This window comes from Rhodanobacter sp. MP1X3 (assembly GCF_014207165.1).
Lineage (GTDB): Bacteria > Pseudomonadota > Gammaproteobacteria > Xanthomonadales > Rhodanobacteraceae > Rhodanobacter.
Genome location: NZ_JACHCO010000002.1, coordinates 434,861 through 455,525 on the forward strand (window position 1 = coordinate 434,861; position 20,665 = coordinate 455,525).

Here is a 20,665-nt window from a genome sequence, read left to right on the forward strand (position 1 = left end):
AGTGTGAATCGTCGAACCCGGGACCACGAATCGCGCGTACGTCGATAGAGCGAGGCTAGTTGCATAAAGAAAACCATGTTTATTCTTTGTCCCAAAGTGAATGCCTGTGCCGGGTCTGCGTGAAGTCGTTTGCGATAACGCCAACTGCCAGGCAACTTCCTTGCTTGTTACATGACCTTCGTCTCTTCATATAAGACCAGCCATAAGCCCGCTGTAAGTCATCGCCGAGGTGGCATGCATCGCGGCACACAGAAACAGGCCAAACGGCAGTCCCCAACGCGTCCACTTGCGTGACATACAGCCCTTCCTTGCGCGATCGTTTTTGGTCAATGGATTGTGTTCGACAGAGTTTTATCACGCGGGCGTCGACTCACTGAACCCTCGTCGAGTCATGATGCCTCTGCGCTGCCCCGTCCCTTTGGTTGCCTGTCAATAGTGACATCGCGCTGCGCAAAAGTCTGTGGTGCCCACTCATAAGGGGCAAATTATCCAGAGGTGCCACGCCCGACTTCTTGTAGGCACTGGCAACACTCTTGCATTGATCCCTTTGTCCGAACAAAAGGGGGGATCCACATGTTCAAGCACATCAGCCTCTCTCTATCCCTATGCCTGCTCGCCATGGGGCTCAACAGCCTTCTCGTCACACCGAGTGACGCGCAGCAACAGCCTCAACAAAGCGCACAGAACGTCACAAATGGCTCGACCACGCTCATCGAGCAAGGCAGCTACGTTAACCGCGAGGGGTATTCAGTCCATAAGCCGGCGCACACCGTATCGGGCGCAGTGCCTGCCGGTGCGTCTGCTCAATGCCGCGATGGCAGCTACAGCTCCTGCCGGTGCGTCTGCTCAATGCCGCGATGGCAGCTACAGCTTCAGCATGAACCATCGCGGGACGTGTTCGCATCATGGTGGGGTGGCGCGTTGGCTGTGAGCTCTTGATCAATAGACGCGCGCGATATGGTGTTGCTGGTCGTCAGCACGACGCAATCCAACGAACGCCCCATATGGGCTGCATGTTCGCGTGCCTGCGCTTCGGTGTTGAAGTGATGAGGCTTCAGCTTGCGCCCTTGATGAAAACCGCACACCACAAACGTTGTTCCATCCATTGCCATCTCCCGTGATCTGGTTCGAGCTTGCACGGCGAATGTGTCAGGAGATGCGACAGCGACGAGCCCGGTCAATAGACGCTGCATACGGAACCCGTTGCAGGAGTGGGTTCAAGATCTTCCCATTCAAACCGTGTGGCCAGATACAACCCGACCGTACAGACGTCCGTGCTGTGGGTGACTCGTATGGCATCGAACAAATCGCGCTCACTGCAACTGAAGTGGCCACACCAGTGCGCGAGGCTCAGGGGATTACCATGGTTGATCGGCGCATCCATCAAGCCGCTACAAGCTTGAGCATGGGTGCAGGCTTGGCGTATCGCGCCAGCAGGATACTCGAATAAGGCGTCTCCAGAGCGACGGTGACCGCCTCGCCCGATTGTCCGTGAATCAACCGCGCCAGCTCTCGACCATCTTTGATGGCCGCGGCCGCGGTGAGCTGCTTTATCAGCAGTTCGCAGTCGCGATAAACGCCCCACAATCCGTTCGATTCTTCTTTGATGGTGAAGATGACGCTCATCTGCGGCAACCTCGCTGGCGGCCTTGTCTCAGGATCGCATCACATTGCGCCGTGGCAACGAACCGGACTAGCAGCGGATAGCCTGATGTCGTGTAGGGGAAACCTGATTCCGGGCATGAAAATGGTGCCCTTCCCTAGGCACCATTGCGCTTCCCTCTGCATAAGCGCCCCGCTAGTCCTTACGCCTGACATCGCCAATTGGCGATGTGCCTGACATCCCAGTCAGCGGGTCTTGCGAGACGTGACTAGATTGCGCGCACTCCGCGTCTCCGTGAATCAGCAGATAACGCGAAAGTTTGTAGGGTTTTGCTGACGCGTCGAATCAGGAGCACTCGAGTAAGCGAAATGAGCGACATGGATCTTGCCGAACTTGCAATGCCAGTCATCCTGACGGCGCAGCCGTGCTGTTTTCTTCCGACTCACAATCCAACAGAGGGCCTGTCTGATCGTTGCACTTCGTGCGTAAGCCGTTCGGCCGTCACGAAGTGACCCGGTATATCGACAAAGCTTTCGCGCTTGCGATCGAAAAACAAACGTATCGGGTGGCTAGATCAAGTACCTCGCGCCAACCTCACACGAGACGCAAGAAATTGCGCTATATTCCAGCGAACCATCGGACGCATACCTCCGATGGATTCCGGGGGAATCGTGAGAATAGCTCTGTTGCTGGTCGCTTTCGCGATCGGTCTGTTTTGGTACTTCGTGCCCGCACTCGTCGCAACAAGTCGAAGAAATCCAAACGCATCAGCCATCTTTATACTCAATTTGTGTTTTGGCTGGAGCCTCATCGGCTGGGCCATTGCATTGAGACGGGCATGTGCTGCAACGCCAAGTCAGCTTGCCCCGTCACTCACCATGAAACGACCCGCTGCCAACTCATGTTGCCAGATGAACAGGTTGATCGAATTACGCACTCGGGAAGGGCCGGTATTGATGGGCTCTCGTCCTGATGTGGGACGCGTAGACTTGTCTCATGAAGCGCAAACGTAACCTGGCATTCCTCGTCCTGATCGCCGCAACGATTGCGATATTGGCTGTGGGCTTTTATCTGGGCATCACGCATCAAGAAGCGCGGCCGTCTGATAACTCGGCGCCCGGTGCGGGCCCCTGATGTAGTGCGCGTTATTTCGTGAGACTAGCGGTATCCGTCCTGCCGCCTTGCCCCGACAGCTCTAACGCAGCAAATCCTTTTCTTTTGATCTGCTGACCGACTGGTCACCAGTCGCAGCGCCGCTACGTGTAGATGACAACCGGCGAGAGGCAGGCTTGAGCGCCATATGGCGTGTCATACACAATACGCGCGGGGAACAATAATGCGATGAGGTGTGCCGGTGGACGCTCCGCTGAAGGCGCTTTTTATCGACCGCGATCCGACGTTGTCAGCAGCGGTCGCGGACTCGCTAGCCGGATTAAAGAGCATTGCATTGCTCCAGGCCGGCAGCTTCGATCTCGCGGAAAGCCATCTAGATCAGGGCAATTTGGATGTCTTGATTATCGATATTCGAGTGCGCAGGACCGGCACAGGTGCAGATTTCATTGCGCGCTTTGCTGAGCTCCACCCGCACGCCGGCATTGTTCTGGTTTCGGCGGACCCAAAATATTACACGCACTACTATCCGCCCTATTCCGTATGCCTGCAGAAGCCTTACGGCGTCGACGACTTGGTAGATGCCATTGTGTCGGCTATCGATCGAGCGCCGCGCGTGTAACTAGAGATTGCCTCGATAGTCGGCTCCAGCAGACGTTACAGCGTCGCTTGCGCCTGTCCTGTGCGGACCTTGTAGCGCCAGATGCCAAACGGCTGGCGTGAGCATGTGCCATCAGTTCACTGGCGCCCATTCACGACGCGCATAAACTGTCTGGACCAACCCCTAGTCGCCGTGAGGCGATCGCTGTCCCGCGAAGCTTCCCCAAGCATGCACAGATGGATAAGGACCCGCTTCGGCGGGTCTTTTTTGTTGGGTCGATCAATAGCTGCGTCGGCAGATAGCTGACGTCTGCATAGCGCGCAGAGAGCCTGGTTAATACTGCTCTGGCCCCCCCCATAAGGTGAGCGGCGATGATGCAACGGGCCGGTGATTTAGGCGACTCTTGCGATGAAAGTCGAATGGATTTACACCGTGATTTACACAAACGTGCAAAGAAAAGGCCCTGCATTTCTGCAAGGCCTTGATTTTCTTGGCGCCCGAAGCTGGACTCGAACCAGCGACCCCCTGATTAACAGTCAAGTGCTCTAACCAGCTGAGCTATTCGGGCGTGAGCTGCGTAGTTTGTAGATCGTGCGGCGAGCTGTCAAGCCATGATGACCGGATCGCCGCATACTTTCAGGCCGTGCGCACGTGATAACACGGCACGTAAGCCGCCCCGCCCGGCAGCTTCATGCGGTGTTGCTCGACGAACGCCTGCAGCAACTTGTCCAGCGCCCGCATGATGTCGGCATCGCCGTCGATATCGAATGGGCCGAACTGCTCGATCGCCTTGACGCCCTCTTCTTTGACGTTGCCCGCGACAATGCCGGAAAAGGCGCGTCGTAGGTCCGCCGCCAGCTCGTGGCGTGGTCGATCGCGATGGATCTGCAGCGCGCGCATGGCTTCGTGGGTGGGACGAAACGGAATCTGGAATGCGAACGGAATCTGCAGCGCCCAGTTGAAGAAAAACGCATCCTTCGTATCCAGACGATGCTTGCGTACCTTATCGATGCCCTTGACCATCGCGCGCGCCACGGCCGGTGGATCATCCACGATGATCTGGTAGTGCTGCGCCACCTCGTCACCGAGCGCCAGCCGCAGGAAACGGTCGATCTGCTCGAAATACGCGGCCGACTGACGCGGTCCGGTGAAGATCAGCGGAAACGGCACGCCGGCATTGTCCGGATGCAACAGGATGCCCAGCAGATAAAGAATTTCCTCCGCCGTACCAACGCCACCAGGAAACACAATGATGCCGTGGCCCATGCGGACGAACGCTTCGAGGCGCTTCTCGATATCCGGCATGATCACCAGATGGTTGACGATCGGGTTGGGCGATTCGGCGGCGATGATGCCTGGCTCGGTGATGCCGATATAGCGGTTGTGCCGGCGACGCTGCTTGGCATGCGCAATGGTCGCGCCCTTCATCGGCCCCTTCATGGCGCCGGGGCCGCAGCCGGTGCAGATATCCAGCCCGCGCAGGCCAAGCTGGTAACCCACCAGCTTGGTGTAGTCGTACTCTTCGCGCGAAATCGAATGGCCGCCCCAGCAGACCACCAGATTGGGATCGACATGCGGCTTCAGGATGCGCGCGTTGCGCAGGATCTCGAACACGCCCTGGGTCAATCCGGCAGTACCGTCCAGATCGACGCCGGTCTGTTCCAGTTGGGTCGACACATAGACGATGTCGCGCACCACCGCCACCAGCAATTCGTTGATGCCGCGGATGATCTGGCCATCCACGAACGATTGCGCGGGCGCGTTGCTGAGCTCGATCTTGATGCCGCGATCCTGCTGCAACACCTGGATGTCGAAATCCGGGTACTGCTCCAGAATCGCCCGCGGGTCGTCACTGATGCTGCCGGATGTCAGCACCGCCAGAGCACAACGACGCAGCAGTGCATGCAGGCCCGAATCGCTGACGCCGCGCAACCGTGCCACTTCGTTACGGGAAAGAATATCCAGCCCGCCTATCGGCGAAATACGCGCGCTGACGGTATTGCCGGCGCCCACGGCACTGGGTTGAACTGTATTCATCACATCGCTCCTTTACGGCTGAACACCTCAGCCTGACTCCGATTGCGGAGCCGACCGCGTAGCATCCCGCGTCAATTGATTGTGGTCAAGAACAACGCCGGAAGCTGCTGCACCATCAACAAAGGCTGACTGCCCACAAGGTCTGCCGATCAAAAGCGATCAACGGACAGTTGCGCTGTACCGCAATCGTTTAGAACTATTCGAACCACCAAAACGACAATGCCCCCGCGTTAGCGAGGGCATTGTGCGATTACTGCATCAGCCAAGCGGTTGACTTGACTCTTAGAACGATGCGCCGAACGTCACAAAGAACGTACGACCTTCCAGCAGCGAGTAGTAAGGCTCCGAGGCATACAACGTCGTACCGTTCACGTCCTTGATCTTGTCCGGATTGGACGCGAGGAATGCACTGATGTTGTTGGCATTGGTGAGTGCCTGGCGATCCGTGATGTTGAACAAGTTGAGTTTGATGTATGGCTTGTGGATGAAGGACGAAAAGTCGTCGAAGTTCCAGCCTGCATTGAAATTGAGCGTGGCATAACCGCCGACTTTCTGCGTGTTGGACCAGTCGCCCCAGATCGGGCCACGATATTTCTCATCCAGGCTTGCCCAGAACGGTCCCTGGTTATAGCTGACGCGAACGTAGCCGATGTTTTTCGGCGTATTCAGCAGCGTCTTACCCTCGGTGTTATAGATACCGTCACCGGACGTGTTGAGGTTGGCTTCCAGCGTCGACTTGGTATAGGTATAGGAACCGTACAACGTCCAGTTCGGCGTGACCTTGTAGCTGGCTTCGGTATTGAGCCCTCGGTTGTGGACTACGGGCAAGGACAGGTAAACGGTCGCGAAGGTAACCTCATCGAAGCCGGAAATCTGCTTGTTATTGAGATTGGACGCATAGGCATCCACGTTGGCCGAGAACTTATCGTCGTAGTAGCGCCAGCCAAGATCAGCCGTGGTTGCGGTTTCAGGCTTGTTGACGAGGTTGCTGGCCGGAGTGGTTTGACCAGGCGCATTCGCCACGGCGGCGTTTTGCAGAATGGCACCATTGATCGGTGCACGGAACGTTTTGCCGATACCGAAATAAAATTGGTTCTGCTCGTTCAGCTGATACTTCACACCCGCCGTCGGGCTCCATTTGTGATACGTCGCGTTGGCATCGTCCACACCGTATTGCGTGTAGCCACTTCGCACCGAGCCCGGATACTCATAGTCAAAACCAGTGCGCTTTTCTGACAGGAAAGACGTGCCGGCAGTGAATGTCCAGAAATCATTCGGCGTCCATGTGTCCGTGGCAAAAGCCTTGCGGGTTTCCGTTGTCGTGTATTCGTTGTAGAGCTTCTGGATGCTGCCATTCGGGTAGCGAATCAGGTCGGTCAACCCCTGGATATCAGAGGGCACACCTGTGGTCGGATTCACCGGGGTGAAGGCTTCACTCTGCTCCTGGCGCGGACGCTCGTACCAGAAGCCGTACTCAAGGCTATTGTTCTCGCCGAAGTCCTGGTTGAACTTGGCGATGACGCCGGGGCGCAAGGTGTACGTGTTGCTGATCGAATACGCCAAGGCCTTGTTGTTCTTGCCACCCACAACGCCGTTGCCGTTCAGATCCTGATTGCTGTACTGGTACAAATTGAGCGGCGACGTCGATTCCGTGAAAACGGAACCGCCGCCGGCGCCGCCGTTGCCATACTGGAAGTAAGGCACTACGGACAGGTGCAGGCTGTCACTCAGCTTGAACTCACCGTCCAGACTCACCAACCAGTTGCTGAAAGGATTGGTATGCAACTTGTAGAAGTTGGTGTCGGTCGCCGTCAGCAGCGTCGCGTCATAGTTCTGGTGATAGTTCTGCTGAGCCTGTGCCTTGGTCAGGCTTGCGTACTCGATATTGGATTCACGGTTGTACTGGAAAGACCCCGATAGGGAGTTGTTGTCATCGATGGTCCATATGGATTTGCCATCCACCTTGGTTACGTTCTGGTAGCCGGGGCCACGCCACATATCGGCCTGGTTGTTGGAATAGGACAACCACGAGCGCACGGGGCCGGTATCACCGGTATTCAGACGAACGAAAGTGCGACGGTAATCGTTGCTGCCAAACGTCTGCGTCACGTCCAGACCAGCCTTGTGCGACGGGTCGATGGTGGCCCAGGCGATGGAACCGCCTGCGGCGCCGCTGATCGGCGTATCCACATCGGGATAACCCTGCAGCACGGTGATGTCGCCGATGTTTTCGGTGTCGCCGTACTCGGTCGAATAGATTTTGTAGTTACCGCTGTCGTTGATCGGTGCACCGTTGACGGTGGTACCGATTTCGTCACTGGTGAAGCCGCGAATGCTGTAGTTGCCGTTGGCCAGACCACTGAAGTCGTCAGTGGACGCATTGACGCCCGGAATGCTGTCGATCAACTGCACGAACGTGGCGCCTGGCGCCGCATGAACGATGGCATCACGGGTAATCGTCGAAACAGCCTTCGGCGCTGTCTGCACCGACATCAAGCCACCACCAAGCGACAGAGATTTCCCCTCCACCTGCACCGCCGACAATTGCTGCACGCGCTTGGTGTCGTTGGACGTTGTGGTGTTCGACGTGCTGGAGACACCGACGCGCTGCGCGGACTGGGTGGTGGTATCAGTGTTTGCAGCCTGATCAGTGGCTGTTTGCGCCATCACAGCGCCAGCAGTCATGAAACAGGCAAGCGCAATCGCTGCGGAAAGGTGGTTTCGCTTCATTGAATTTATCCCTTATTGAGTCATTAATTAGTTGGTGCGGGGCGTGAATCGCGCGATGACCGTTGCCAGCGATTGCCCATTTCTCACAAAAACACGCGTCACTCGCCATGCTGAATTTGCGCAGTTAAAAAACGTATTCGTCTGGTATCACCAGCGCTTGCGCATTTTCTTGAAGCTCGTAACGACGTTCCCCAGAATCTTTAGAAGTGCAATCACGCCATAATCACATGCAAATTTTACAACGTCTTTACAAAACTTTCAGTCTGCTTATGATCGTAAAATATTGCGAATCCGCCATCCGCCCTTTCTCCTGGCGCAGGCGCACAACCGCCCCATCAAGCCTTCGGCCAAGTCAAATTCAGGAGAGATGCGTCAGGTCCGCGTCGGCGGGTTTCGCATGAACTTGCTAGAAGCAACTCAGGCCGAGTGTGTGACTCGGCTATCGATCAGCGAATGCGAGCACTTAATAGCGAGGCGAATAGCTAGGCCGTCTTGCCCAAGTAGCGTGTCCGCTTGGCGGGCTTGAGCTTGGCCAGATCCAGCATGACCAGACCGTCGACGCATCCGGAAAAGCCGGGGTCCTCGCCGAAATCGAGAAACTGGACGCCATCGGCGTCGACCAGATCGACGTATTGGCGATACAGCACCGGCAGGCTGACGCCAAGCGCATCCAGATGATGTTTGAGCTTGCCCAGACCAGCCGATGCATCGAGGCCGTGCAACGCCTGCTGCACGCCTTGAGTGACATCGGTCGAGATGACAAACGGCTGACGTGCCTCGGCCAGGCCCGGCGCACCAAAATAATGCCGATGCGCGGCCACAATCCACTCGCGCGCTTCGCGCGGCATGCTGACTGACATGCTGACCGGGCCGAACATGTAACGCAGATCCGGATGGCGTTGAAGGTAGAGCCCGATGCCTTGCCATAACTGATCGAGCGCGCGCGATCGCCAGTAAGCCGGTGCCACGAAGCTGCGGCCCAACTCCAGTCCCTGCGTCAGGCGTGACTCCAGCGCCGGCGAATAATGGAACAGGCTGGATGTATACAGCCCGGCCATGCCGCGCTCGGCTAACAGTCGGCCACCGTGACCGAAGCGATAGGAGCCGACGATGCGCAGCGCCTTGGTATCCCACAGCACCAGATGCTCGTAATGCGGATCGTAGGCATCCAGATCACGACGCGTGCCGGTGCCCTCACCAACCTTGCGAAACGTCAATTCGCGCAACCGGCCGATTTCACGCATCACCGCGCTATTGAGGGCGCCCTTGAACAACCACGCCTGTTTGCCATCGGCAAGATCGGCGAGCTTTTCCGACTGCATCAATTCGGCAGCGACTTGATCCACCGGTTCCGGATGCGCCAGCGGTACCTGACCGCCAAAGATCAGCCCGCGATGCTGGCCGACGCGATACACATGCCGACGCATCAGTTTCGCGGCTTGCTCGGATGAGCCGCCACTGCGCAGCTCCAGCTCGTCGGCGCTCACCAGCGCGCCGATACTGAATCCGATGCGTCGACTACCCGCGGCCACCGCCTCGCGCGGCAGCATGGCGGTGCTCAGTGGCTTGGCCAGCATCGACAAGCCATAGAACATGGCTGAATTGCGTGCAGCGACGTGAATCGGCAATACCGGCACCTTGCGGCGCATCGCCAGCTTCGCGAACCCGTCCGACCAGCGGCCATCACGTACGCCGCCAGCACGCACTCGCGATACTTCGCCGGCAGGAAATACAATCAGCGCCTGACCTTCATCGAGCGCGCGATAAATGCCGCGCAGTCGAGATGTCGCCCCCTTGCCGAAAACATCGACGGGCAACAGCAATTTTTTCAGCTGCGGAACAACGGCTAGCCAGTCATTGCCGAGGATGCGCACATCGCTGCGCACCGAGCCCACCAGTTGCAGCACCGCCAGTGCGTCCTGCATACCCAGCGGATGATTGGCCACTACCAGCAAGCCACCGTCCACCGGAATATTTTCGCGCTCGCGCGGGCTCACGTGATAACTGGTGCCAAGCATATCCAGCACGCGCTCGACGAAATCAAAACCTTCAGCGGCACCGACTTTGTCGAGGACCCGATTGAAACCGTCCTCGTCGGCCAGTCGCCCGAGCATGTCTGCCATCGGGCGGCGAATTCTGGGGTGCAACGCGAGCCAGGGCAACCGCTCGGTAAGGGTCTGTTCGATAGAGAGCATGACCGTGTCCTCAGGTTTTCGCACATCCTGAAGATCAATTGTTACAAGAGCCGGTCACGCTGATGCGAATCGGAAGTTAATTCGCTGTTTCGGTCACAAACTTACGTGCATGAAGGACGCGACACCGGACATGAACATCTGCACCGATAGCGCAATCAGCAGCATGCCCATCACCCGCTCCAGTGCCGTGAGCACGCTCTCGCCCAGCCATCGGAAAAGATAGGTGGCACTCAGCAAAATCAGCGAAGTGGCCAGCCACGCCAGCACCAGAGCGGTAACCCAGTCGGCGGTACGGCCTGGCTGCGTATTGGTCAGCAGCAGCAACGCCGCCATCGCCGACGGACCAGCCACGCCGGGAATCGCCATCGGCACGATAAACGGCTCACCCTCACCCGGCTTGCCAAAGATGCCGCCGCCATCGGCCGGAGGAAACACCATGCGAATACCGATGAGGAACAGCACAATGCCACCGGCGATGCTGATCGAATCAGGCTTCAGCTGCAGCAGCTTGAGGATGTGCTGGCCGCCAAACAGGAATACCAGCAGCACGCCCAGCGCAATCAGCAGTTCGCGCACCATCACTGCGCGCCGACGCTTGGGCGGCACGTCCTTCAGCAAGCTCAAAAAGAACGGGATATTGCCCAGCGGGTCCATGATCAGAAACAGCATGATCCCCGCCGACAACGTGGTCATCTCCGTTTCCATCGTGAATCATCCCCCTTGAGGTCATCACAGGATAACCGTTACCGCATCGATCACACCGATGGGTGTTTCAGTCGGCGCGCATGTCCAGCATCGAACCACGCGATTCAACAGACTGTGCGCTTAGTAGATAGACGGCGGCCGCCGCCGCGGCATCGGGCAGCGGCCGCTGCATGATGTCTTCGCCAAAATACGCCTGTCGCCGCAACGCCGTGCGCATCGGCGGTGGGAGCAAGGCATTCACGCGCATCGGGCTGGCATCCGTCTCCTGATGAAGAATGGCCACAAACCGTTCCAGCGCCGCCTTCGACACGCCGTACGCACCCCAGTGTGCGCGCTGCAGCAGCTCGGGATCGTCCAGCACGAACACCACCGAACTATCGCTTGCCTGCGTCAGCAACGGCATACAAGCCTGAGTCAGCGCAAACGGCGCGGAGACGTTGACGTGCATCGCGCGCAGCCAGTCGTCCGGTTTGTGCATCGCAATCGGGCTCAGACCGGCAAAGCTGGCCGCCGCGTGGACAATGCCGTCGAGCCGACCAAAGTCACGCTGCAGCCCATCGGCCAGGGCTTCGTATTCACGCGGCGTGGCCGATTCCATATCGAGCGGATGAATCACCGGCTCGCTCAGACCTTCGGCAAGCATGGCGTCGTAGAGCTGCTCCAACTGGCGCTTGCGCTTGCCGGTGATGACCACCGTGGCGCCCGCACGCGCTGCCGCGCGCGATACCGCTGCGCCAAGACCACCGTAGGCACCGGTGACCACCACCACGCGATCGCTCAACACATCGGCAGCCGGCGCCCAGTCGGCCGGCAATCGGGAAACCGGTAACGTCATTAATTCGCTATCCCGGCGACGTCGTTGGCCATGCGCGCCAGCTCACCGGCAGCGTTCAAGTCTTCGACGATATCGCAACCGCCGATCAGCTCGCCTTGAATAAACAGCTGCGGAAACGTAGGCCAGTTGGCAAAGTGCGGCAAGCCCGAGCGCAGCTGTGGATCCGCCAATATGTTGACCGTGTGGAAATCGGCACCCGCCTTGGTGAGTGCTTTCGCCGCACGGCTGGAGAAGCCGCACATGGGAAACTGCGGCGTGCCTTTCATGAAAAGCACGATGGGATGCTCGGCCAAGATCGTCTGGATTCGCTCGTTAATGTCCATAGCTTCGCGTTTCATCTTTACAATGCAGGCAGATCGGTATTGTACCAGTCACCCACTGGCCGCCGTCTGCTGAACCGGTCAATCTCCCCCAGCCACCGCTAAGGAGCCACTCATGGCGATCGAACTGCCCCCGCTTCCGTATGAAAAGAATGCGCTTGAGCCCCATATTTCCGCCGAAACACTGGAATATCACTACGGCAAGCATCATCAGGCCTACGTGACCAATCTCAACAAGCTGATCGAAGGCACCGAGTTTGCCGACGCCAAGCTGGAAGACATCATCAAGAAATCCTCCGGCGGCGTGTTCAACAACGCCGCGCAGATCTGGAACCACACGTTCTACTGGCACTCGATGAGCCCCAAAGGCGGTGGTGCCCCCACCGGCAAGCTCGCCGACGCGATCGACAAGGCCTTTGGTTCGTTCGACAAGTTCAAGGAAGAGTTCAGCAAATCCGCCGCCGGCAATTTCGGCTCGGGCTGGACCTGGCTGGTGCAACGTCCGGATGGCTCACTCGGCATCGTCAATACGTCGAACGCCGCAACGCCGATCACCGGCAGCGACAAGCCGCTGTTCACCACCGACGTGTGGGAACACGCTTACTACATCGATTACCGCAATGCCCGTCCGAAGTACGTCGAGGCGTTCTGGAATCTGGTGAACTGGGAATTTGCGGCCAGCAACCTGGCTTGATTCACAAGTCCATCGCTTGAGACAAAGACGGAGCCCCTGCGGCTCCGTTTTTTCATTGCATGGATGTCAAAAGCCGGCGAGGCTGCGTTTTATCGAAGTGCCTGTACGGTGTGCGCCGCCTGCTCCACTCGACCCAACGCCTTAGCCAGCTCCGTCAATCGCACAGCAAGCTCGCTCGCATCCGGCGCGCAGAGCGTGGCATGCCCGACCTTGCGGCCCGGTCGTGCCTGCTTGCCATAGTCGTGCCAGTGCGCGTCGATGGCGCGTAGCACCGGCGCAGCGTCGGGCAGATCACCGATCCAGTTGAACATTGCCGATGCACCACGAGCGCCGGTGTCGCCCAGCGGCAGGTCGAGCACCGCACGTACGTGGTTCTCAAACTGGCTGGTATGTGCGCCCTCGATCGTCCAATGGCCAGAGTTATGCACCCGTGGCGCCATTTCGTTGCCCAGCAACTCGCCGTCTTTCACGAAGAGTTCGAGAGCGAACACGCCGACGTAATCCAGCCGCTCGGCCAGCATTTGCGCCAGCGCGGTGGCGCGTTGCTGCAACTGTGCAATGTCCAACGCGGGCGCCAGACTCATCGAGAGCACGCCATCGACATGCCAGTTTTGCGTTAATGGCCACGTGCCGAATGCGCCGTCGCGACCACGCACAGCGATCACCGACAGCTCTCGCTCGAACGGCACGAAGGCTTCCAGGATCAGTCCATGCGTCGACGCCTGCGCGCCCAGCGCCGTCCACGCCGTGTCAGCATCAGCGATGCTTTTCAGCCGGAACTGACCCTTGCCGTCATAACCCAGCCGCCGCGTCTTGAGGATCGCCGGCGCGCCGACCTTGGCCAACGCCTGATCCAGCGCCTCACGTGAATCGACGGCCATGAATTCGGGCGTCTGCAAGCCACATTCGCGGAACAGGGTTTTCTCGGCCAGCCTGTCCTGCGCGATGGCCAATGCCTGCGGCGAAGGAAAGACGGCAACGCGCTCGGCCAACCAGCGGGCCGTCTCAGCCGGCACGTTCTCGAAATCGAAGGTGACCACATCGACCTTCGCGGCAAACGCTTCCAGCGCCGCGTAATCCGTCCAGTCGGCAACCACCAGCGGAGCGACTTGTCCCGCACACGCTTCCGCCGAGCTATCCACCACCAAGGTTTTTACGCCCAGCGGCGCGGCCGCCAACGCCAGCATGCGCGCCAGCTGACCACCACCCAGAACCCCGAGCACCCGCTGTTTGCGATCAGTCACTGCCGCGGATCCGGCTGATCGAGTACCGCCTGCGTCTGCCTGGCACGCCACGCGTCCAGCGCCGTGGCAAGTTCGGGGTCATGCAAGGCCAGCACGGAAACGGCCAGCAAACCAGCATTTACCGCACCCGCCCGACCGATTGCCAGCGTACCCACGGGAATACCGGCCGGCATCTGCGCAATCGAAAGCAGCGAATCCATGCCATTGAGCGCTTTCGACTGCACCGGCACGCCAAGCACGGGTAATCGCGTTTTCGCCGCCAGCATGCCAGGCAGATGTGCGGCCCCGCCGGCACCGGCGATGATCACCTGGATACCCCGGCCAACCGCTTCTTCGGCATAACGAAACAGCAAATCGGGCGTGCGGTGCGCCGACACCACGCGCACTTCGTGCGACACACCCAGCTCTTCCAGCACGCTGGCCGCGTGCTGCATGGTGTCCCAGTCAGAGCGCGAGCCCATCACTACGCCTATGCGCAGCGGATTGGTTGTCGATGTCATGGCCGGGCCGTCCAAAAACGGTTATCGTACAAGCTTTCCCCTGCTCCGGCACACCCTGCGAACCCGCCATGGACAAGCGTCTACTCGATATTTTGTGCTGCCCGGTGAGCAAGACACCGGTTCGACTGCTGAGCAAGCATGAGCTTGATGCGCTCAACGGTGCCGTCGTCGCCGGCCAGGTCGATTCGGTCACCGGCGTACCCGTTCGCGAGAAGATTTCCGAGGCCCTGATCACCACCGATCGCAAGGTGATCTATCGCATCGAGGACGGCATCCCGGTGATGTTGCCCGAGGAAGGCATCGGCACCACCCAGCTGACCGACTTCCCTGCTGGCGCCTGATTCGTTTGGGGTACAGTTCTCGGTTCTGCTATATGTGCATGACACGCCGCCCGGTTTGGCCTATCGTCAGCCTCAGGGCGGGCCGTCAGACTCTCACCGCGTGCTTTATGATTGCGTGCAGCAATACCCCAAGGCGTGGCGATGAACGAAGTCAGTGACTCTTCAAAGATCGTCAATCTCGGCCCGCGCCTGGATCCATCCAGCGAACGGGTTGGAGAGCTATTGAATGCTGTCCGCGCCATCGCCAATCGGCGGTTGCAGCAGTGGGTCAACAATACCTTCGAACAAGTCGACGACGCACTGTTCGATCTGGCCGAGAAAGCGGAAAACAATGCCGCCCAGATGCACTACTTCGACGGCATGCGCGATGTACGCAAACGCCGGCCATTGGTGGAACGCCATTTTCTGGCGGCCATCAACCGTGAGCTGGGCGAGCTGACCCATCCGAAGTCGCCATCAACATTCGCCTCACCGATGCCATCCAATAACGGAGTGGAGCTGTCGCTGGTGGCTGACAACGAACTCGAAGAGTCGCTGGCGATCACCAGCATGATCAGCAAGAACGACTCGCGCTTGTCGCGCGATCTGTTTGCGGTCAACCAGCGGTTGTCGGTCATCTGCGGCGGCCACAAGATCGACGATGCCAGCAATCCGGTGGCGCCTGCGTTTCTCTCGCAGGCATTTCGTCAGGCACTGCGCGAACTCACCGCGGATATGCGCGTCAAGCTGATCATCTACAAGCTGTTCGATCGGTATGTACTGTCGTCGCTGGAAGAGCTCTATCAGGAAATCAACGACGAGCTGGTTGATGCCGGCGTGCTGCCGCAGCTGCGGCATGAGCTTGTGCGCGGCAGCAGCCATGGCCGCACCAGTACGGCGAAAGCCTCGGGCGATGAGGTCGCGACCAGATCAGTCGCCGCGACGGAAGAGTCCGGTGAAATACCGAACGACCTGCTGCAAACCCTCCACGCCTTATTCAGTGCACGCCGCGCACCAGCCAGTGCCGGATTCGGCAACGGAACCAGCGGCGTTGGCGGCGCAGGCTCCACGCCAACCGGACCGTTGCCTTCAGCGCATGAATTGCTTGGCGCGCTGAGCGTGCTGCAGAGCCAGATCGCCAGCGCCGGTCCGTTGCCGCAGACAATGTCTGATCACGACGCCGCCGATCTCAGCCGCGAAGTGATGCAACTGAAGGCACAACTCCTGAACCAGGTGGGTGCGCTGCGCGGCGAGCGCCCCAGCCATGTCGCCACCATCGATGAGGACACCATCGACCTGGTCGGCATGCTGTTCGAATTCATTCTGGAAGACCGCAACCTGCCTGCCGAGATGCAGGTAATGCTGGCACGTCTGCAGATTCCCTACCTCAAGGCCGCCATTCTCGACCGCAAGATGTTCGCCCATCGTCAGCATCCGGCGCGTCGACTGCTTGACGGATTGGCCGAACAGGCCAAGGGCTGGTCGGAAGAGTCCGATCGCGATCGCCGCCTGCATGAAAAAGTCAAAGTGATCGTCGAGAAGCTGCTGCACGAGTTCGACGATGACATGAGCATCTTCGACCGGCTGCTGGTCGATTTGCAGCAATTCCACGACGTCAACAAGCGCCGCTCCGAACTCGCCGAGCAGCGTGTTGCCGAGTCCACCCGCGGCCGCGAAAAACTCGAGCAGGCCCGTCGACGTGCGGCGCGTGAAATCATCGATCGCATCGGCCAGCACCAGCTGCCACCGCTGGTGCATGGCGTGCTCGCACGGGCTTGGGCCAATCATCTGGTGCTGACCCTGCTGCGACAGGGCGAAGCATCGAACGAGTTCAGGAGTGCGCTGCATTTTGTCGATGACTTCATCGCCAGCACGAGGCTTGCAAACGATGCTGAAAGCCGAAAGCTGCTCCGTGAGATGCTGCCAGGGATAGAGCGCTCGCTGCGTCTTGGCCTGGCCAACGTGGCCTTTCAGGAACAGGACATCGAGCGATTGCTCGGCCAACTGCACGCCTATTACCGCCAGCAGCTCGGTGAAACGCTCGACGAGCCTGAAGGCGTACCCGTGGAAGAGGACACCGTCATGCGGACGATGCCCGATACGATCCAACCCATCGTCGATCAGGACGCCAAGGTAGGTACCAGTCACGACGTCGATTCGGTGATGGTGCCGCTAGACAGCCCGGAGTGGCATCAGGTACAGGCGCTTCAGCCGGGTACCTGGCTGGAATTCAGCAACACCGACCAGGCCATGGAACGCGCCAAGCTCTCGTGGATCAGCCCGATGACCGGCCGCTATCTTTTCGTCAATCGCCGCGGTCTGAAAGTGGCAGACTATGCGCCAGAGGAACTGGCGGTATTGCTGGCCGATGGCCACGCCATAGTGCTCGCGGCCAATGCCTTGTTCGACCGCGCCATGAGTTCGATTGTCGGCCGCCTGAGTCAGCCAGAGAACCCCGCCCAGTGAGTTCAGCACCATCGTTCGACCCGCCCTCTGCTGCCCAAATTTCCGCCGACATCGAACGCGCCTTCGCCGAAGATCTAGGGCCCGGCGACGCTACCGCTGAATTACTACCGGCCGGTGCGCAAGCCCAGGCCGAGTTGACCTGCCGCGAAAGCGCCGTCATTGCGGGCATCCCTTGGTTCGAGGCCTGCTTCCGCCGGATGGACCCCTCCGTGCAGATCGACTGGCATACGGCCGACGGCCAGCGCGTTGCGCCCGGCGCCGTGATCTGCCGCTTGTCCGGAAAAGCGCGGGCCCTGGTCAGCGCCGAGCGTACGGCGCTGAACTTCCTCCAGTTGCTGTCCGGCACTGCCACGCAAGCCGCCGCCTATGTCGCCGCGCTGGCAAGCACGACAACACGCTTGCTGGACACCCGGAAAACCGTACCCGGCATGCGTCTTGCGCAGAAATACGCGGTGCGCTGCGGCGGTGGCTACAACCAGCGGATGGGTTTGTACGACGCCATTCTGGTCAAGGAAAACCACATCATTGCCGCTGGCAGCATTGCCGCCGCGGTAGATGCCGCGCGCCAGCTTCATCCGACATTGATGCTGGAAGTCGAGGTGGAAAATCTCAGCGAGCTGGCGCAAGCGATCGACGCTCGCGTGGACCGGATCATGCTGGACAATTTCCCGCTGCCGCTGATGGCGGAAGCCGTGCAGTTCACGGCCGGGCGCGTGCCGCTTGAAGTGTCCGGCAATGTCGGACTCGAAACGATCGCAGCATTTGCTCATACTGGTGTGGATTTCATTTCCGTCGGCGCGCTGACCAAACATGTCCGGGCGATCGACCTGTCCTTGCGGCTGCGCCTGGACTGATCTCCAGCCGTCGCCTTGCGCGCAGCTCACCACGCCCACACACTGCAGGCATGAGCGACGTCGAAAACATGTTGGCGCTGTTGGCTTTTTGCGCCATCGTTGTGCTGTGGCTGAAGTTGACCGCCGCCCGCGAGCGAGCGGTGAACGAAGCACGCCGGCAATGCCAGCAACATGGACTGCAGTTGCTCGATGAAAGCGTCGGTCTGCGGGCTGTGCGCCTGCGTCGCGTCAATGGGCTGCGCAGGGTCGAACGCGGCTATGCCTTTGAAGTCAGCATCGATGGGGATGACCGCGAGCCGGGCCGACTCTGGATGATCGGTGATGCCTTGAGCGGCCTCAGCCTCCCAACGATCGAACTGGCTTCTGCCGAATCGATCGTGGCATCCGCGCTGGCCAAGGCATCGAGCAATGTCGTGCCACTGCATCCTGGCCGTCGACCGGACGACCGGCTTCATTAGCGCTATCTGCGGCGACTACGCAAGACTCCAGACCGAAGTACTCCGCAGACAGCGTGTTCCCCGCGAATATTATTTGACCACGCGCAAATGCGGTGCACCGCGCTTGGGCTTGTCGCCACCCTGCTGCTCTGCACTTGGCGCCGGCGGTGCGTCATCGGGAACATCCGGCGGTGGATTATCGCCACCCTCTTCAGCCGGAAACATCATGCCCTGCCCATTTTCCTGGGCATAGAGTGCCAACACGGCTTGCACTGGAATATTGATCGTCTGGCTGACGCCGGAGAATCGAGCCGAGAAGCTGATCCACTCGTTGCCCAGATCCAGATTGGCCACCGCACGCATCGCCAGGTTCAGCACGACCTGCCCGTTCTTGATCACCTGCGGCGGCACGCGTACGCCTTCGACGGCGGCATCGACCAGTACGTAGGGAGTGAGGTCGTTATCGCTGATCCAGTCGTAGATCGCCCGCAGCAAGTACGGACGATTCGAGCTCATCGATGTGGGTTCATTCTTGCTCATGGAGTTGCCGCATGCCTTTTTCCTGATCGGTCATGCTGCGCGCAAAACCCTGACTATGAAACAAACGTTCGCCGTAATCGATGATCGGCTTGCCTTCGCGACCCAGCTCGACGCCGAGCCACGACAGTCGCCAGATCACCGGCGCCACCAGGCAATCGACCAGGCTCATTTCCGGATTGAGAAAGAATTTCGATGCCTTGAACAGCGGCAGGCTGGCCAGCAAATGTTGGCGCAACCGTTTGCGCGCTGCATCCGCTGGACGCCCGCCGGCACGGATAACGTCCACTTCGCTCAGCCAGTCCTTCTCGATGCGCACCGCGGCCACGCGCAGGCGCGCGCGCGACAGCGGGTCGATCGGCATCAGTGGCGGGTGCGGATAACGCTCGTCCAGATATTCGCACACCATCGATGTGTCAAACAGGGTCAGATCGCGATCGACCAGCGTCGGCGTGGTGACATACGGATTCAGATCGATCAGATCTTCCGGCGGCTTGGCATGATCCACCAGCACACGTTCATAGCTCACGCCTTTGGCGGCCAGTACGAGCCTTGCCCGATGACACTGGATGTCATCGGCGGTGGTGTAAAGCGTCAATACGTTACGCGAGCGGGCGCTCTGAACCATGCGCGTTTCCCTATCGGTTAGACGACTACGGCGGCTCGTGGCCGCCGCAATCGGATGATGCCCATCCGGTTTAATGGACGTCTTTCCAGTATTCCTTGTTGAGCACGTATGCCAGCAGGGTGAAGAACGCCAGGAACAGCACCACCCAGATGCCGTAGTGGGCACGCTGCAAAGCGGCTGGCTCCGAGGCGTACTCCAGGAAGCTGGTCAGATCGCGCATCGACTGCTGGTACTGCGCCGGCGTCATCGTGCCCGGGTGCGAGATCTCCAGCTTTTCCACCACGTCGGTAGTACCCGGCTTCATCACCGCGGTCTGCAGACCCTGCAATTCGGCCAGCGGAAACGGCATGGCGGCGTTGGGCAGTACCGTATTGTTCCAGCCGATCGGGCTATGCGGATCGAGGTAGAACGAATTGAGGTAGGTATAAACCCAGTCCTCACCCTTGGCACTGACTTCCAGCGACAGATCTGGTGGCGCCTTGCCGAACCACTTGGTGGCCGAGTCGGCCGGCATGTGCGAGATCACCTGGTCGTCGAACTTGCCACCGGTGAAATTGAGGTTCTGCATCACGTCCTGCTCGGACAGATTCAAATCCTCTGCGATACGTGAATAGCGCACGTACTTCAGCGAGTGACAGCCGACGCAGTAGTTGAAGAACAGCTTTGCACCGCGCTGCAGCGACGCCTGATCGCGCACACTGGCACCGGACGTCATCAGGGCGGATTCTTCCGCCGCCTGCGCCGACACGCTGCCGAGCAGCAGTCCGAACGCCATGGCCACCGCAGACAAAAAACGCTTGCTCAGGTACCGCTGCTTCATCAGGGGCCGCCGCTTCATGAGGATCGTTG

Annotated in this window: 21 protein-coding genes and 1 tRNA gene; 8 read left to right on the forward strand and 14 right to left on the reverse strand. The window is 59.4% G+C overall.

Annotated elements, in window-relative coordinates:
* The first annotated feature begins 694 nt into the window (after positions 1 to 694).
* The gene (locus tag HDE79_RS22210) at positions 695 to 931 is read left to right on the forward strand and encodes a DUF3761 domain-containing protein (RefSeq protein ID WP_343205931.1); all 237 of its coding nucleotides are present in this window, start codon (positions 695 to 697) and stop codon (positions 929 to 931) included.
* On the opposite strand, the gene HDE79_RS21805 is transcribed toward HDE79_RS22210, so the two are convergent.
* Both HDE79_RS21805 and HDE79_RS08490 read right to left on the reverse strand, forming a co-directional pair.
* A complete protein-coding gene (locus tag HDE79_RS21805) occupies positions 873 to 1,106 on the reverse strand; it encodes a hypothetical protein (RefSeq protein WP_221440107.1) in 234 nt (77 codons plus the stop codon). The two genes, HDE79_RS22210 and HDE79_RS21805, sit on opposite strands and share 59 nt — an antisense overlap.
* Positions 1,107 to 1,383: 277 nt before the next feature.
* Entirely contained in the window at positions 1,384 to 1,626 is a 243-nt protein-coding gene (locus HDE79_RS08490) for a hypothetical protein (protein ID WP_184601498.1), read from the reverse strand.
* Between the two features lie 973 nt (positions 1,627 to 2,599).
* On the opposite strand from HDE79_RS08490, the gene HDE79_RS08500 reads away from it, so the two are divergent.
* Together HDE79_RS08500 and HDE79_RS08505 are read left to right on the forward strand one after the other, a co-directional pair.
* Entirely contained in the window at positions 2,600 to 2,737 is a 138-nt protein-coding gene (locus tag HDE79_RS08500; RefSeq protein WP_184601500.1) for a hypothetical protein, read from the forward strand.
* A gap of 220 nt (positions 2,738 to 2,957) precedes the next feature.
* On the forward strand, positions 2,958 to 3,335 hold the full coding sequence (locus HDE79_RS08505; protein ID WP_184601501.1) for a hypothetical protein: 378 nt from the start codon (positions 2,958 to 2,960) through the stop codon (positions 3,333 to 3,335).
* A 470-nt stretch (positions 3,336 to 3,805) separates the two neighbouring features.
* Here HDE79_RS08505 and HDE79_RS08510 read toward each other — a convergent pair.
* The 7 genes from HDE79_RS08510 to grxD form a co-directional block, all read right to left on the reverse strand.
* Positions 3,806 to 3,882 (reverse strand) — tRNA-Asn (locus HDE79_RS08510).
* A gap of 68 nt (positions 3,883 to 3,950) precedes the next feature.
* Complete coding sequence (ppnN, locus tag HDE79_RS08515) at positions 3,951 to 5,351, reverse strand: nucleotide 5'-monophosphate nucleosidase PpnN (RefSeq protein ID WP_184601502.1); 1,401 nt, start codon at positions 5,349 to 5,351, stop codon at positions 3,951 to 3,953.
* Between the two features lie 282 nt (positions 5,352 to 5,633).
* Positions 5,634 to 8,081 (reverse strand): TonB-dependent receptor, encoded by a 2,448-nt coding sequence (locus tag HDE79_RS08520; RefSeq protein ID WP_184601503.1) that lies wholly within the window; start codon positions 8,079 to 8,081, stop codon positions 5,634 to 5,636.
* Between the two features lie 482 nt (positions 8,082 to 8,563).
* Positions 8,564 to 10,276: a lysophospholipid acyltransferase family protein gene (locus HDE79_RS08525; RefSeq protein ID WP_184601504.1), complete on the reverse strand. Its 1,713-nt coding sequence runs from the start codon at positions 10,274 to 10,276 to the stop codon at positions 8,564 to 8,566.
* Positions 10,277 to 10,369: 93 nt separating this feature from the next.
* Positions 10,370 to 10,969: a YhgN family NAAT transporter gene (locus HDE79_RS08530; protein WP_184601505.1), complete on the reverse strand. Its 600-nt coding sequence runs from the start codon at positions 10,967 to 10,969 to the stop codon at positions 10,370 to 10,372.
* 79 nt (positions 10,970 to 11,048) lie between these two features.
* Complete coding sequence (locus HDE79_RS08535) at positions 11,049 to 11,816, reverse strand: SDR family NAD(P)-dependent oxidoreductase (RefSeq protein ID WP_184601506.1); 768 nt, start codon at positions 11,814 to 11,816, stop codon at positions 11,049 to 11,051.
* Positions 11,816 to 12,139, reverse strand: a complete 324-nt coding sequence (gene grxD / locus HDE79_RS08540; RefSeq protein ID WP_184601645.1) for a Grx4 family monothiol glutaredoxin — start codon at positions 12,137 to 12,139, stop codon at positions 11,816 to 11,818. The genes HDE79_RS08535 and grxD overlap by 1 nt, the downstream gene beginning before the upstream one ends.
* Before the next feature lie 112 nt (positions 12,140 to 12,251).
* Here grxD and HDE79_RS08545 point away from each other — a divergent pair, with 112 nt between their 5' ends.
* A complete protein-coding gene (locus HDE79_RS08545) occupies positions 12,252 to 12,830 on the forward strand; it encodes a Fe-Mn family superoxide dismutase (protein WP_184601507.1) in 579 nt (192 codons plus the stop codon).
* A gap of 89 nt (positions 12,831 to 12,919) precedes the next feature.
* On the opposite strand, the gene HDE79_RS08550 is transcribed toward HDE79_RS08545, so the two are convergent.
* Both HDE79_RS08550 and purE read right to left on the reverse strand, forming a co-directional pair.
* Positions 12,920 to 14,074 (reverse strand): 5-(carboxyamino)imidazole ribonucleotide synthase, encoded by a 1,155-nt coding sequence (locus HDE79_RS08550; RefSeq protein WP_184601508.1) that lies wholly within the window; start codon positions 14,072 to 14,074, stop codon positions 12,920 to 12,922.
* The gene (gene purE, locus HDE79_RS08555) at positions 14,071 to 14,574 is read right to left on the reverse strand and encodes a 5-(carboxyamino)imidazole ribonucleotide mutase (protein ID WP_184601509.1); all 504 of its coding nucleotides are present in this window, start codon (positions 14,572 to 14,574) and stop codon (positions 14,071 to 14,073) included. The genes HDE79_RS08550 and purE overlap by 4 nt, the downstream gene beginning before the upstream one ends.
* A 68-nt stretch (positions 14,575 to 14,642) precedes the next feature.
* On the opposite strand from purE, the gene HDE79_RS08560 reads away from it, so the two are divergent.
* From HDE79_RS08560 to HDE79_RS08575, 4 genes are all read left to right on the forward strand, one after another.
* Complete coding sequence (locus tag HDE79_RS08560) at positions 14,643 to 14,915, forward strand: Trm112 family protein (RefSeq protein ID WP_184601510.1); 273 nt, start codon at positions 14,643 to 14,645, stop codon at positions 14,913 to 14,915.
* A 141-nt stretch (positions 14,916 to 15,056) separates the two neighbouring features.
* Entirely contained in the window at positions 15,057 to 17,360 is a 2,304-nt protein-coding gene (locus HDE79_RS08565) for a DUF1631 domain-containing protein (protein ID WP_184601511.1), read from the forward strand.
* Complete coding sequence (nadC, locus tag HDE79_RS08570) at positions 17,357 to 18,214, forward strand: carboxylating nicotinate-nucleotide diphosphorylase (RefSeq protein ID WP_184601512.1); 858 nt, start codon at positions 17,357 to 17,359, stop codon at positions 18,212 to 18,214. Before HDE79_RS08565 ends, nadC begins: the two co-directional genes overlap by 4 nt.
* A 50-nt stretch (positions 18,215 to 18,264) precedes the next feature.
* Entirely contained in the window at positions 18,265 to 18,672 is a 408-nt protein-coding gene (locus tag HDE79_RS08575) for a DUF3301 domain-containing protein (protein WP_184601513.1), read from the forward strand.
* Between the two features lie 69 nt (positions 18,673 to 18,741).
* On the opposite strand, the gene HDE79_RS08580 is transcribed toward HDE79_RS08575, so the two are convergent.
* The 3 genes from HDE79_RS08580 to HDE79_RS08590 form a co-directional block, all read right to left on the reverse strand.
* A complete protein-coding gene (locus HDE79_RS08580; RefSeq protein WP_255483540.1) occupies positions 18,742 to 19,191 on the reverse strand; it encodes a ClpXP protease specificity-enhancing factor in 450 nt (149 codons plus the stop codon).
* Positions 19,178 to 19,816 carry a glutathione S-transferase N-terminal domain-containing protein gene (locus HDE79_RS08585; protein ID WP_184601514.1) on the reverse strand — a complete coding sequence of 213 codons (639 nt, stop codon included), beginning with the start codon at positions 19,814 to 19,816 and terminating at the stop codon, positions 19,178 to 19,180. Before HDE79_RS08585 ends, HDE79_RS08580 begins: the two co-directional genes overlap by 14 nt.
* Before the next feature lie 70 nt (positions 19,817 to 19,886).
* On the reverse strand, positions 19,887 to 20,636 hold the full coding sequence (locus HDE79_RS08590; protein ID WP_184601647.1) for a cytochrome c1: 750 nt from the start codon (positions 20,634 to 20,636) through the stop codon (positions 19,887 to 19,889).
* Positions 20,637 to 20,665: the final 29 nt, after the last annotated feature.

Excerpts from the sequence above, each read along its gene's own strand:
- HDE79_RS22210 (WP_343205931.1), top strand. The coding sequence starts at position 695 with ATGGCTCGACCACGCTCATCGAGCAAGGCAGCTACGTTAACCGCGAGG.
- HDE79_RS21805 (WP_221440107.1), bottom strand. The coding sequence starts at position 1,106 with ATGGATGGAACAACGTTTGTGGTGTGCGGTTTTCATCAAGGGCGCAAG.
- HDE79_RS08490 (WP_184601498.1), bottom strand. The coding sequence starts at position 1,626 with ATGAGCGTCATCTTCACCATCAAAGAAGAATCGAACGGATTGTGGGGC.
- HDE79_RS08500 (WP_184601500.1), top strand. The coding sequence starts at position 2,600 with ATGAAGCGCAAACGTAACCTGGCATTCCTCGTCCTGATCGCCGCAACG.
- ppnN (WP_184601502.1), bottom strand. The coding sequence starts at position 5,351 with ATGAATACAGTTCAACCCAGTGCCGTGGGCGCCGGCAATACCGTCAGC.
- HDE79_RS08520 (WP_184601503.1), bottom strand. The coding sequence starts at position 8,081 with ATGAAGCGAAACCACCTTTCCGCAGCGATTGCGCTTGCCTGTTTCATG.
- HDE79_RS08525 (WP_184601504.1), bottom strand. The coding sequence starts at position 10,276 with ATGCTCTCTATCGAACAGACCCTTACCGAGCGGTTGCCCTGGCTCGCG.
- HDE79_RS08530 (WP_184601505.1), bottom strand. The coding sequence starts at position 10,969 with ATGACCACGTTGTCGGCGGGGATCATGCTGTTTCTGATCATGGACCCG.
- HDE79_RS08535 (WP_184601506.1), bottom strand. The coding sequence starts at position 11,816 with ATGACGTTACCGGTTTCCCGATTGCCGGCCGACTGGGCGCCGGCTGCC.
- grxD (WP_184601645.1), bottom strand. The coding sequence starts at position 12,139 with ATGGACATTAACGAGCGAATCCAGACGATCTTGGCCGAGCATCCCATC.
- HDE79_RS08545 (WP_184601507.1), top strand. The coding sequence starts at position 12,252 with ATGGCGATCGAACTGCCCCCGCTTCCGTATGAAAAGAATGCGCTTGAG.
- purE (WP_184601509.1), bottom strand. The coding sequence starts at position 14,574 with ATGACATCGACAACCAATCCGCTGCGCATAGGCGTAGTGATGGGCTCG.
- HDE79_RS08560 (WP_184601510.1), top strand. The coding sequence starts at position 14,643 with ATGGACAAGCGTCTACTCGATATTTTGTGCTGCCCGGTGAGCAAGACA.
- HDE79_RS08565 (WP_184601511.1), top strand. The coding sequence starts at position 15,057 with ATGAACGAAGTCAGTGACTCTTCAAAGATCGTCAATCTCGGCCCGCGC.
- HDE79_RS08575 (WP_184601513.1), top strand. The coding sequence starts at position 18,265 with ATGAGCGACGTCGAAAACATGTTGGCGCTGTTGGCTTTTTGCGCCATC.
- HDE79_RS08580 (WP_255483540.1), bottom strand. The coding sequence starts at position 19,191 with ATGAGCAAGAATGAACCCACATCGATGAGCTCGAATCGTCCGTACTTG.
- HDE79_RS08585 (WP_184601514.1), bottom strand. The coding sequence starts at position 19,816 with ATGGTTCAGAGCGCCCGCTCGCGTAACGTATTGACGCTTTACACCACC.
- HDE79_RS08590 (WP_184601647.1), bottom strand. The coding sequence starts at position 20,636 with ATGAAGCAGCGGTACCTGAGCAAGCGTTTTTTGTCTGCGGTGGCCATG.